General features: G+C 72.6%; 9 protein-coding genes. 5 read left to right on the plus strand and 4 right to left on the minus strand.

What is annotated here, in order from left to right:
• Positions 1 to 155: 155 nt before the first annotated feature.
• Entirely contained in the window at positions 156 to 1,598 is a 1,443-nt protein-coding gene (locus LCD33_RS06920; RefSeq protein WP_224977633.1) for an amino acid permease, read from the minus strand.
• Between the two features lie 263 nt (positions 1,599 to 1,861).
• On the opposite strand from LCD33_RS06920, the gene LCD33_RS06925 reads away from it, so the two are divergent.
• The 4 genes from LCD33_RS06925 to LCD33_RS06940 all read left to right on the plus strand — a co-directional run bounded on the left by LCD33_RS06925 (position 1,862) and on the right by LCD33_RS06940 (position 6,287).
• On the plus strand, positions 1,862 to 2,314 hold the full coding sequence (locus LCD33_RS06925) for a universal stress protein (RefSeq protein ID WP_224956216.1): 453 nt from the start codon (positions 1,862 to 1,864) through the stop codon (positions 2,312 to 2,314).
• Complete coding sequence (locus LCD33_RS06930) at positions 2,286 to 3,293, plus strand: adenylate/guanylate cyclase domain-containing protein (RefSeq protein WP_374228428.1); 1,008 nt, start codon at positions 2,286 to 2,288, stop codon at positions 3,291 to 3,293. The genes LCD33_RS06925 and LCD33_RS06930 overlap by 29 nt, the downstream gene beginning before the upstream one ends.
• Positions 3,294 to 3,641: 348 nt before the next feature.
• The gene (locus LCD33_RS06935; RefSeq protein WP_224956214.1) at positions 3,642 to 5,030 is read left to right on the plus strand and encodes an FAD-binding oxidoreductase; all 1,389 of its coding nucleotides are present in this window, start codon (positions 3,642 to 3,644) and stop codon (positions 5,028 to 5,030) included.
• A 24-nt stretch (positions 5,031 to 5,054) separates the two neighbouring features.
• Positions 5,055 to 6,287 (plus strand): cyclopropane-fatty-acyl-phospholipid synthase family protein, encoded by a 1,233-nt coding sequence (locus LCD33_RS06940; RefSeq protein ID WP_224956213.1) that lies wholly within the window; start codon positions 5,055 to 5,057, stop codon positions 6,285 to 6,287.
• 4 nt (positions 6,288 to 6,291) lie between these two features.
• Here LCD33_RS06940 and LCD33_RS06945 read toward each other — a convergent pair whose 3' ends face one another.
• From LCD33_RS06945 to LCD33_RS06955, 3 genes are all read right to left on the minus strand, one after another.
• On the minus strand, positions 6,292 to 7,707 hold the full coding sequence (locus tag LCD33_RS06945; protein WP_224956212.1) for a lipase maturation factor family protein: 1,416 nt from the start codon (positions 7,705 to 7,707) through the stop codon (positions 6,292 to 6,294).
• A 61-nt stretch (positions 7,708 to 7,768) separates the two neighbouring features.
• The gene (locus LCD33_RS06950; protein WP_224967346.1) at positions 7,769 to 8,968 is read right to left on the minus strand and encodes a glycosyltransferase; all 1,200 of its coding nucleotides are present in this window, start codon (positions 8,966 to 8,968) and stop codon (positions 7,769 to 7,771) included.
• Entirely contained in the window at positions 8,959 to 9,720 is a 762-nt protein-coding gene (locus LCD33_RS06955; RefSeq protein WP_224977634.1) for an FkbM family methyltransferase, read from the minus strand. The genes LCD33_RS06950 and LCD33_RS06955 overlap by 10 nt, the downstream gene beginning before the upstream one ends.
• Before the next feature lie 146 nt (positions 9,721 to 9,866).
• Between LCD33_RS06955 and LCD33_RS06960 the strand changes: the two genes are divergently transcribed.
• Positions 9,867 to 10,697: a putative RNA methyltransferase gene (locus tag LCD33_RS06960; RefSeq protein ID WP_224956209.1), complete on the plus strand. Its 831-nt coding sequence runs from the start codon at positions 9,867 to 9,869 to the stop codon at positions 10,695 to 10,697.
• The last annotated feature ends 101 nt before the right edge of the window (positions 10,698 to 10,798 follow it).

Here is a 10,798-nt window from a genome sequence, read left to right on the forward strand (position 1 = left end):
ACGCAACCGGACCACCCGCGGGTTCTCAGCGTCCTCCTCGCGAGGACAGCGTTTTCGCCAGTGGCGGAGCCACCGGTGAAAACGAGCCCGCAGCGAGGAGGACGCTGAGGTTCCGCCACCCCACCACGACGCAGCAGAAGCGGGGAGACCGTCCGTCAGTCGTCGGAAGGCTGGTTCATCTTCGAGTGGCGGTAGCCGTACGCCGCATATACCACCAGCCCGATCGCGAACCAGACGCCGAACCGCAGCCACGTCTCCGGCGCCAGGAACGTCACCAGCCACAGCGAGAACACGATGCCGATCAGCGGCACCACCGGCATGCCGGGCGTGCGGAACCCGCGCGGCAGCTCGGGCCGCTTGTAGCGCAGCACGATCACCGCGGCGCAGACCACGACGAACGCCAGCAGGATGCCGATGTTGGTCAGCTCCGCGGCCTCCTCGATGGGCAGCAGCCCGGCGAACACGGCGGAGACGATGCCGATGAGCCAGGTGAACCGGGACGGCACCTTCCGCACCGGGTGGGTGCGGGAGAACCACTTCGGCAGCAGCCCGTCGCGGGACATGGCGAACCCGACGCGGGTGGCGCCGAGCATGAAGGTGAACAGCACGGTGAGGATGCCGAGGATGGCGCCGACGGCGATGATCGCACCGACCACGGGCAGGCCCACGTCGGCGAACGCGGTGGCGAACGCGCTTTCCTCGCTGATCTCCTGGTACGGGATCATGCCGGTCAGCACCAGGCAGGCCAGCACGTACAGCACCATCGAGATGATCAGCGAGTACAGGATCGCCTTCGGCATGTGCTTCTGCGAGTCCTTGGACTCCTCCGCCGCGGTGGACATCGCGTCGTAGCCGAACACCGCGAAGAACACGGTCGCCGCGCCGGTGATGGCACCGCCGATGCCGAACGGGAAGAACGGCGTGTAGTTGCCCGCGTTGATGTGGAACACGCCGACGATGACGACGAGCAGCACGACGCCGACCTTGAGGTAGACCAGCGCGGTCTCGAACCGGGCGGCGTTCTTCATGCCCTGGTTGAGCACGAACGCGATGAGCAGGCACAGCAGCACCGCGAACAGGTTGATCTTGTAGCTGCCGGGTGGCGCGTCCCCGCCCTCGGTGCCCGGGGCGCCGACCATCCACAGCGGCAGCTCGACGTGCAGGAACCCGAGCAGCTCGGTGAAGTACCCGGAGATGCCGATGGCCACCACGGACACGATCGCGGTGTACTCCAGCAGCAGGTCCCAGCCGATGAGCCAGCCGACGATCTCGCCGAGCACCGCGTAGCCGTAGGTGTAGGCCGAACCGGCTTTCGGGATCATCCCCGCGAACTCGGCGTAGGAGAACGCCGCCGCGGCGCTGGCGATCCCCGCGATGAGGAACGAGACCAGCACCGCGGGACCGGCCTTGCCGTGGGCGACGGCCCCGGCGAGCGAGAAGATGCCCGCGCCGATGATGCCGCCGACGCCGATCGCGGTCAGCTGCCACAACCCGAGGGTGCGCTGGAGCCCGCCGGACTCGCCGTCGTCCTCGCTGATCGCGTCGATGGGTTTGCGCCGCAGGATCCCCTTGCCGGGGCTGAGCCCAGGTTCCGCCATCGCGTCCTCCTGATCATCTTCGAAGTTGGCGGGAAACGTACGCGCCCCGCACCACCCGGGTGGTTGTGGGGCGCGACGACGTTCCGGGCCGCCCGTTGTCGACCCACACGATGATCGATCGAGATCACGATTCGACGCGTTCGCGCGAGCGCGCGCGTGCTCCTGGGGAAGTCTTGCCCGAACGGCGTGACGCGCGTGCCGCCCGGTCGTTAGTGTTCACGTCCGCGCGCCGCGCGCGTCACGCGATGGAGGGTGATCGGCTGATGTCCAGCTACCGGAGTGTCGTCGTCGGAACGGATGGGTCGACGCCCTCGTTGCGAGCGGTGACGAAGGCGGCGGCGGTGGCCGCCGACACGTCGGCCACACTGGTCATCGTGTGCGCTTACTACCCGAGCAGCGAGCGCGAGGTCGAGCAGGCCCAGGACGAGCTGGGCGGCGAGGCGTTCCAGGTGATCGGCTCGGCCCCGGCGGAGCAGACGCTGCTGGAGGCCGCCGACCTGGCCGCGCAGACCGGCGCCACCGAGGTGGAGACGGTCGCGGTCGTGGGCGCGCCGGTGACGTCGCTGGTGGAGGTCGCGGGCAAGGTGTCGGCGGATCTGCTCGTGGTGGGCAGCAGGGGTTTGAACACGCTCAAAGGCCGATTGCTCGGCTCGGTGCCTTCCGAGGTCTCCCGCCGGGCGGATTGTGATGTGCTCGTTGTCCGGACCTCGCGATGAGGACGGGCCTCGCGGCCAAGCGGAATCCCCGCTGGGCCACGAGGTCGAGAAGGCGCTGCTAGGCGGCGAACCGAAGTACACCAAGGCGGCCGTCGCCGAGGCGGCAGGCGTGGAGCTCGCCCGCGCGGAGCGGTTGTGGCAGGCGATGGGCTTCGCCCACGTCGAGGACCACGAGGTGGTGTTCACCGACGCGGACGTGCGGGCGGTGCGCATGCTCGTGCAGCTCGTCTCCGCCGACGTGATCACCGCGGAGTTGGAGACGGCGGTCGCCCGCACCCTGGCGCAGACCATGTCGCGGCTCGCCGAGTGGCAGGTGGCGATCTTCCGCTCGGTGCTCGGCGACCGCTTCGCCGAGGACCTGGACGTGACCGCGCAGTTCGCCGAGGCGATCACCCCGGTGATGGAGGACCTGCAGGGCTACGTGTGGCGCAGGCACCTCGCGGCGACCGCGGCGCGCGAGCTGACCGAGCAGGTCGGGGACGGCGACGAGCGGCTCCAGGTGATCGGCTTCGCCGACCTGGTCGGCTACACCCGCCTGATCCGCGACTTCAGCGAGGTCGAGCTGGGCAGGCTCATCGACGAGTTCGAGGAGACCGCGACGGCGGTGGTCGCGGAGAACCGCGGCCGCATCGTGAAGACCGTCGGCGACGAGGTCCTGTTCGTCACCGACACCGCGGCCGACGCCGCCGAGATCGCGTTGACGCTGAACGAGCGGATTCCCGGTTCCGGCAAGCTGCCGCCGCTGCGGATCGGCTTGGCGCAGGGCCCGGTGCTGGCGCGGTTCGGCGACGTCTACGGGTCCACGGTGAACATCGCCAGCAGGCTCACCTCGGTGGCGCGGCCGGCGTCGGCGCTGGTGGACCGGGAGCTGGCGACCTCGCTGCGGGCGCACCCGGCGTACTCGCTGACGTCGATCGGCCCGACGAAGGTGCAGAGCTTCCGCGGCCTGCGCGCCTACGCCTTGCGCCGCGCCCGCTGACCCCGCCGCGGGCGGCCCGTCCGCGCGGGTCCGCCGCCCGGCGCACGCTCGGTGGCCGGGTGGGCACGGGCTGGGCCGTTCGGGCGGCCGCGGCGACCGGTGTGATCGAGATCGCTCGATCGGCGCAACGGGCCTGGTCGGGCGACTACCGCGGGCCGGGGGTGCCGGGTCTCGCCTGGTCGGGTGACCTGCGAAATCGGTTGCGTGACGCAACTGAATCGGGTTCCGCCCGCCGCAGGCCGGCCGATCGGGAAATGGGCGATTTGTCCGGACGTGCCGGTGCTCGCAGGCCGACGAGCTGGCAGAAGTGGGATGCCGGGTCCCCGCCGGAGCAATAGGGTCGAAGCCATGGGAGTCGATCCGGGTACCTCGGGAGCCGTGTCAGCGAACCACTCCGACGAGGTCGCCGCCTTGGTCGACCAGTACGCGAAGATCCCGCCCGGACAGCAGGTGCGGCTCGCGAAGCCCACCAGCAACCTGTTCCGGTTCCGCGCCCCCAGCAGCACCACCGGCCTCGACGTGGGCAGGCTGAACCGCGTCCTGTCCGTCGACCCCGACGCGGGCACCGCGCAGGTGCAGGGCATGGCCACCTACGAGACCGTCGTCGCCGCGCACCTGCCCACCGGGCGGATGCCGCTGGTCATCCCGCAGCTCAAGACGATCACCCTCGGCGGCGCGGTCGCCGGGCTCGGCATCGAGGCCAGCTCGTTCCGCAGCGGCCTGCCGCACGAATCGGTGCGCGAGATGGAGATTCTCACCGGCTCCGGCGAGGTCGTGGTGGCTCGGCCGGACAACGAGCACGCCGCCCTCTACCGCGGCTTCCCGAACTCCTACGGCACCCTCGGCTACGCGCTGCGCCTCGAAGTGGAGGTCGAACGCACCCGGCCCTACGTGCGGCTGCGGCACATCCGGTTCTCCACCGCCGAGGAGTGCACCGCCGCCATCGAGGAGATCTGCCGCGACGGCGAGTTCGAAGGCCACCGCGTCGACTTCGTCGACGGCACCGTGTTCGCCGCCGACGAGCAGTACCTCACCGTCGGCACCTACGTGGACGAAGCGCCCGGCACCAGCGACTACACCGGCCGGCGCATCTACTACCGGTCGCTGCGCGAGCAGCAGACCGACCACCTGACGACCCACGACTACCTGTGGCGCTGGGACACCGACTGGTTCTGGTGCTCCCGCGCGTTCGGCGTGCAGCGACCCGCGGTCCGCGCGCTGTGGCCGCGCAAGTACCGCCGCTCCGACGTGTACCGGCGCATCGTGGCCTGGGACCGCCGCGCCGGGTTCTCCGACCGGCTCGCCCGCGCCCGCGGCGCCGCGGGCAGCGAACCGGTGATCCAGGACGTGGAGATCCCGGTGCGCCGGCTGCCCGAGTTCCTGGAGTTCTTCCACCGCGAGATCGGCATCGAACCGGTCTGGCTGTGCCCGGTCCGGCTGCGCGACCCGCAGGGCTGGTCGCTGTACCCGATGGATCCGGCGGAGCTCTACGTCAACGTGGGCTTCTGGTCCGCAGTGGACACCAAACCGGGCGACGCCCCGGGCTACTACAACCGCGCCATCGAAGACGTGGTCGGCGAACTGGACGGGCACAAGTCGCTGTACTCCGACTCGTTCTACGAGCCGGAGGAGTTCTGGCGGCTCTACAACCGTCCCGCCTACGAGAAGTTGAAGCGGCGCTACGACCCGGACGACCGCCTTCCCGGCCTGTACGAGAAGTGCGTCGGCAAGCGGTAGGGCCAGCAGGGAGGAGAACCGAACATGGGTTGGGCAGAGGTGTTCCCGCGCATCCTGGGCGACGGGCTCGACGTCGAGTTCCGCGCCTACGACGGGAGCCGCGCGGGACGGGCCGGAGCCGACGTCGCGGTGGAGATCCGCTCTCCGCTGGCGTTGTCGCACCTGGCGGCCTCCCCGGACGAGCTGGGGCTCGCGAGGGCCTACGTCACCGGGGCGCTGGAGGTGCACGGCGACATGCACGAGGCGCTGTCCCGGTTCCCGTCGATCGCCATCGCGGAAGTTCCCGCCCGCACCAAGCTCGACCTGGCGGTCCGGCTCGGCGCGCAGCGGTTCTGGTGGCCGGTCGGCCCGCCGCCGGAGGAGTACCGGCCGCGCGGCGGCCTGCGGCACTCGAAGCTGCGGGACAGCAAGTCCGTGTCCTACCACTACGACGTGTCGAACCGGTTCTACGAGTGGGTGCTGGGCCCGTCGATGGCCTACACCTGCGCGGTGTACCCGGACGCCGACGCCACCCTGGAGCAGGCGCAGTTCGGCAAGCACGACCTGGTGGCGCGCAAGCTCGGGCTGCAGGAGGGCATGCGGCTGCTCGACGTCGGCTGCGGCTGGGGCGGCATGGTGATGCACGCGGCCGAGCACTACGGGGTGCGGGCCATCGGCGTCACCCTCTCCCGGCAGCAGGCGCAGTGGGCGCAGAAGGCCATCGTGGACCGCGGCCTCGCCGACCTCGCCGAGGTGCGGCACCTGGACTACCGCGACGTGCCGGAGACCGACTTCGACGCGATCAGCTCCATCGGCATGACCGAGCACATCGGACTCGCGCAGTTGCCCGCCTACTTCTCCGCGATGCGCGCGAAGCTGCGGCCCGGCGGCCGGTTCCTCAACCACTCCATCACCCGGCCCGACGGCACCCGGGCCTCCAAGCCCGGCAAGTTCATCGGCCGCTACGTGTTCCCCGACGGCGAGCTGGAAGGCCCCGGGACGCTCATGTCGGCGATGCACGACAACGGGTTCGAGGTCCGGCACACCGAGAACCTGCGCGAGCACTACGCGCTCACGCTGCGGGACTGGTGCGCGAACCTGGAGGCGCACTGGGACGAGGCGGTGCGGGAGGTCGGTCCGGCGCGGGCGCGGATCTGGCGGCTGTACATGGCGGGTTCGCGGCTGGGCTTCGAGCTGAACAACATCCAGCTGCACCAGATGCTCGCCGTCCGCCTCGACGACGGAGCCGCCGGCATGCCGCTGCGCCCCACCTGGTGACCGGTCAGCCGGGCAGGTCCGCGGCCGACATCGGCGGGAGCAGGTCGCCCGCCGGTTCGCGGGACCACCAGCGGCCCGCCCGGCGCTCGGCGCGGTCCGCGAAGCGGTAGCGGTACAGCCGCGCGCGGACCAGCACCGGCGGCTCGTCCGGGAACGGGTCGTGCCGCAGCAGGCGGCGGATCCCGCGGTCGCCGCGCAGCAATCCGCGCAGCAGGGCGGGCATCCAGCCGCGGCCGTAGCCCGGCGAGATCGCCACGAACCAGAGCAGCCAGCCCAGCCGCAGGTGGTACGGCGCCACCTGCGGCGGGCGGCGGCGCGGATCTCCCGGTTTGCCGGGGAACTCGTACTCGCGCCAGCCGGATCCCCCGCTGCGGTCGGGAGTTCCCTCGACGACGACCTCGTAGCGGGTGCGAGTCACCGAACCGAACGCGCCGTACGTGCCGCCCAGGTGCAGCCGGTTGAAGCTGCGGTTCATCACCTGGTGGCGGCCGAGCATGTTGCGCACCGGGTGGCGGGCGATCACCAGCATCCCCGCCGCCAGCGCGAGCACGAGGACTTGGTGCCACAGCGGGGAATCCCGCATCTCCGGGGCGGGGAACCGCAGCAGCCGGTCGTCCATCGCCGAGCACGCCAGCGCGATCGTGACCAGGTTCAGCCAGGCGAAGTTGCCGCTCAGCAGCAGCCAGCACTGGGTGAGCACGACGAGCACCGCCGCCACGTCCGCGATCGGCTGCGGCGCGAACAGCGCGAACGGCACCACCAGCTGCGTCCCGTGGTTCGCCAGCACTTCGGCCTCGTGCAGCGGCCCGGGGAGCCGGTGGAAGAACCGGCTGAGCGGACCCGGCATCGGCTGCGTCTCGTGGTGGTGGTGCAGCGCCGTCAGGTCGCGCCAACAGGAGTCGCCGCGCAGCTTGATCAGCCCGGCGCCGAACTCCACGCGGAACAGCAGCCAGCACAGCAGCCACAGCACCGGCGCCGGGGGAGCGGTGTGCGCCGGGCCCAGGAAGATCACCAGGAAGCCCGCTTCGAGCAGCAGCGACTCCCAGCCGAAGCCGTACCAGACCTGACCGATGTTCACGATCGACAGGTACAGCGCCCACAGCACCAGCCACACCAGCATCCACGCCCACAGCGGCAGCGCCGCCACCACGCCGAGCACCGCCGCCAGGCCCAGCAGCACCCCGGTCCAGGCGACCGCGCCGAACGCGCGGTCCGAGTAGTGCAGGTGGAACAGGCTCGGGCTGCGCCGGAACCCCACCGCGCGCAGGAACCGCGGTGCCGGGGTGAGCCCGTGCTCCCCGGCCAGCGGGCGGAACTGGTGCACCGCAGCCGCGAAGCCCAGCAGGTACGCCAGGCCGACCAGTCGGGTGCACACCTCCCGCGCCTGCGCGTACTCCGGCGCCCAGAACCAGGAACCCATCGCGCTCCCTCCTCCCACTCGGGGTGCCCACGTGGCCGCGGCCGAATGCGGGCCCCGCCGGTCAGCGAGCGTGGGCGACGAGGTCCGCGGCGAGCGCGTCGAGGTCCGGGGCCGCGCGCAGCGACCGGGACATCCGCTCCACCCGGTCCCGCACCGCGCGGTCGCCCAGCACCTCGGCGCACACCCGCGCCAGCGCCGCCGGGCTCGTCGTCCCGAGGTCCACTTCGGCGCCGAGCCCCAGTTCGGCGGTGCGGCGCGCGTTGTCCGGCTGGTCGGAGAACAGCGGCAGCGCCACCACCGGGGTCCCCGTCAGCAGCGACTCGAACACGCCGCCGAACCCGCCGTGCGAGACGAACAGGTCCGCGCGGTGCAGCAGCGCCCGCTGCGGGGTGCGCTCGACGAGCCGCACGTTGCCCGGCCGCGGCCCGCGCCACTCCCGCGGGTCGCTGCCGAGCGCCACGACCGCCGTGCAGCGCACCCGGCCCAGCGCCTCGACCAGCAGCCCTTGCACGGCCGCGAGTTCCGGGATCAGCACCGGCGCCAGCGTGCCGAACCCGGCCAGCACCAGCGGCCGGTCCCCGGGCAGGTCGGCGAACTCGGCGGGCAGCCGGTCGGCGCCCGCCACGGGCACCGGCCGGTAGGTGCGAGCGGTGCGCAGTTCCGGGGGGTACCACTCCTGCGGGACGACCCCGGCGACCAGCGTCCGGTACGAGTGCCGCACGTCGTCCACCGGGTCCAGGCCGAGCCGCACCCGCTGCTCGTCGACGGCACCGCGCACGAACGGCAGGTTCAGCGCGCTGTGCGGGGCGATGTCGAGCACGGCGTGCGGCAGCCCGAGCCGTTCCGCCGCGAGGTAGCCGCCGAACTCGTTGCACTCCCGCACGACCAGGTCCGGTTGCCAGCGGGCCGCGGCCCCGATCAGGTCGTCGGCGAGCACCCCGGCGAGCGGACCGGCGAACGCCCTGGTCAGCGGGCCGGGAGCCCGGCGGGCTTCGACGGTGGTCCGGTCGGAACCGGTGGCCTCGGCGTGCTCGGGCATGCCGGGGCTGCCGGACACCGCCGGATCGCGCAGCAGCGCGTCGAGGGTCCGCACCCGCGGCAGCGGCAGGTGCTCCAGCCCGCACTCGGCGACGACGTCCGCCATCCCGGCGGCGCAGGCCACCGCCACCCGGTGCCCGGCGCGGCGCAGCGCGTGCGCGCACGGCGCCAGCAGCGGCACCAGGTGCGAGCGGAACGGCAGGCAGGTCAGGACTACGCGCACGGCGGTCGCCGGGCGGTGATCAGGCGGGTGCCGAGGTCGTCGAGCTCGTCCTCGGTGGCGCCCGCGTCCGCGCTGAAACCCTTGCCCCGCAGCAGTTCCAGCACGGCTTCGGCCTCGCCGCGATGCCCCTGCACCTCGGCGACGACCTGCCGCACCCGCGGCCAGTCCCGGTCGTCGATCCCCGCGAGCACGTCGGCCTCGGCACCCTCCACGTCGATCTTGAGCAGGTCGATGCGCTCCGGCAGGCCGGCTTCGGCGAGCACCTCGGACAGCCGCCGGACCGGCAGCACCACCTCGCGGGCGTCCGCCAGCAGGGCACCCGCGGTGGGGTGCTGCCGGGCGAGCTCCTTGGTACCCGGGTAGCGGGTCGAATTGCCCGGCAGGTCCGGGAAGTAGGTGAACGCGACCGCGTCCTCGGCACCGGCGCCCACGGCCTGCCGCACCGCCCGCACCCCGTCGACGCCCGCGAGGTTCGCCCGCAGCGCGCGGAACGTCTCCGGCATCGGCTCCAGCGCGAGGATCCGGGCGGCGGGGCACCGCCGCTTCACGAACAGGCTGAACAGCCCGACGTTGGCACCGACGTCGACGACCACCGCGTCGGCGGGCAGCGCCACGCCTCCGCGCAGGTAGCACTCGTCGCGGAAGATCTCGGCGTGGATGAAGCCGATCTCGTCGGTGCTGCCGGACGAGTTCTCCGGCACGTAGCAGCTGAACCCGTCGTCGAGCCGGACGCAACGCAGGCCGTCGCCCATCCCACCCACCTCCCCGGTCCCGAGGAACCTACTCCGCCCCCGGACCGCGGCGGCCCGGCACCCGAGCGCCGGCCGGCGGGGGAGCGGCCCGGTCATCGCGCCCCGGCGCGCCGCCTAGAATTCCGCGTCGGGGAGGCGGGAAACGAGTGCTGGACGAAGTCGCGCGCCTGTTGGCGTGCCCGCACTGCGGGGCGGGCCTGGAACCGGATGGTGCTGCGCTGCGCTGCGCCGCGAACCACTCCTTCGACCTGGCCAAGCAGGGCTACGTGAGCCTGCTGGGCGGCCGGGGCGCCCCCGCGCCGGGCGACACCGCCCCGATGATCGCGGCCCGCGCCGACTTCCTCGCCGCGGGCCACTACGACCCGATCTCCACGGCCCTGGCCGACGCGGCGGCCGAAGTCCACACCGGTGGACCGCTGCTGGACCTGGGCGCGGGCACCGGGCACTACCTGGCGCGGGTGCTGGACCGGGTCCCCGGCGAGGTCGGCGTGGCGCTGGACGTCTCCAAGTTCGCCTCCCGCCGCGCCGCGAAGGCGCACCCGCGCGCGTCCGCGGTACTCGCCGACGCCTGGCAGGGACTGCCGCTGCGCGACGCCGCCGTCGGCTCGGTGCTCAACGCGTTCGCCCCGCGCAACCCCGCCGAGACGCACCGCGTGCTGCGCCCCGGCGGGCACCTGCTGGTGGTCACCCCGAACTCCGGTCACCTGGGCGAACTCGTCTCGGTGCTGGGCCTGCTCAGCGTGGACGAGCGGAAACCGCAGCGGCTCGCCGAGCAGCTCGCGGGGCACTTCGACCCGATCGCCACCACCACCCGCGAGTTCCCGCTGCACCTGGGCCCGGCCGAGCTCGCCACCCTCGTCGGCATGGGACCCAACGCCTGGCACACCGCCGACACCCTCCCGGCCCGCATCGCCGAGCTCCCGACCCCGTTCCCGGTCACCGCCTCCATCACCCTCTCGACGTACCGGCGCAGGTAGCCCGGAACGCGGAACGGGGGGCCCCCCCCCCCGCGGGGGGGGGGGGGGGGGGGGTAACCGAGACGCGCGGGGGGAGGTTGTAATTTGGTGGGGGTTGCCGG

The sequence above is a fragment of the Saccharopolyspora sp. 7B genome, from assembly GCF_020177435.1.
Classification (GTDB): domain Bacteria; phylum Actinomycetota; class Actinomycetes; order Mycobacteriales; family Pseudonocardiaceae; genus Saccharopolyspora_C; species Saccharopolyspora_C gregorii.